The organism is Megasphaera sp. An286 (assembly GCF_002163455.1).
GTDB classification, from domain to species: domain Bacteria; phylum Bacillota; class Negativicutes; order Veillonellales; family Megasphaeraceae; genus Megasphaera; species Megasphaera stantonii.
In genome coordinates, this window is the sequence record NZ_NFIY01000044.1 from 1 (window position 1) to 1,186 (window position 1,186).

Here is a 1,186-nt window from a genome sequence, read left to right on the forward strand (position 1 = left end):
CAACCCACGTTTTTAACTGGCAACTGCTCGACATGCCATGTTTTTGTGAAATGGAAGCGTAGCTTCCCTGATTGTCCAAGTATTCTGATACCAGTTGCTTCTTAAATTCATAACTGTGTTTCGCCATAAAAAACTGACCTCCAATCATTAGATTTTTGGTCTAACATTTGGGGGTCAGTTCATTCCTCTATCCGTATGGCTATTTTATTATACCAGAGGAAGTCTCTCTACCGTTCATCTCATTATGATCAACATTGTCCCGTATCTCGCTAGACCCGACATTTTTTTATGCTCCCACACTTTCCGGCGTCTCGGCAAAACGAATTTGACATTTTGTCCTTTCCGTGCTATAGTGCAAATTAAGTAATCGTATAGAGGAGGTATATTTCATGAAAGTTGTGTTATTAAACGGCAGCCGTCGTGAAGCTGGCTGCACGTATACAGCCTTATCCGTCGTCGCTGATGTCCTGAAGGAAAACGGCGTCGACGCAGAAATTATTCATGCCGTACCGACAGACGATGTCGTCAAGGCCGTTGCTGAAAAAGTTAAGGAAGCCGACGGATTAGTCGTCGGTTCGCCCGTGCATTGGGCTTCTCCGTCGGGCGAAATTATTTCTTTTATGGATAAGCTGGCCGGCGCGGCTGGTTCTGCTCTGATCCACAAACCGGCTGCCGCTGTCGCATCGGCTCGCCGGGCTGGCACGACAGCTACGTTGGACGTACTGAATAAGTACTTCGCCTATCATCAGATGCCCATCGTTTCGTCCAATTACTGGAATGTCGTTCACGGCAACACGCCTGACGAAGTGAAGCAGGATGCCGAAGGCATGCAGATCATGCGCGTCTTAGGCCGCAACATGGCTTGGCTCCTCAAATGCATCGAAGCCGGCAAAACCGCCGGCATTACAGCTCCTGAAACAGAAGCTAAGGTCATGACCAATTTCATTCGGTAAATTGCCCGCAAAAAAGACTGGCTTGCTCTGCGCAGGTCAGTCTTTTATCGTATAACCGATATGCATTTAGTCTTCTCTTCCCCATTGACAGGCCTATTTACCATGCCGTACCATAAGCATATACTGGTAAATTGCAAGTTGAATTTGAACAACCATAATCAGGAAACACACTCACTAGCATAAACTTCATCGAGGAATGCATCAAATAGCTCTGACGGCGTATGGTAGCCCAA

1 protein-coding gene is annotated in these 1,186 nt (G+C 46.9%); it reads left to right on the forward strand.

Going from position 1 to position 1,186, the window contains the following annotated elements; translation table 11 throughout:
- Positions 1-389 precede the first annotated feature (389 nt).
- Positions 390-953 carry a flavodoxin family protein gene (locus tag B5F80_RS11090; protein WP_087478880.1) on the forward strand — a complete coding sequence of 188 codons (564 nt, stop codon included), beginning with the start codon at positions 390-392 and terminating at the stop codon, positions 951-953.
- Positions 954-1,186: the final 233 nt, after the last annotated feature.

Coding starts and splice junctions, on each gene's coding strand:
- B5F80_RS11090 (WP_087478880.1), top strand. CDS start 390: ATGAAAGTTGTGTTATTAAACGGCAGCCGTCGTGAAGCTGGCTGCACG.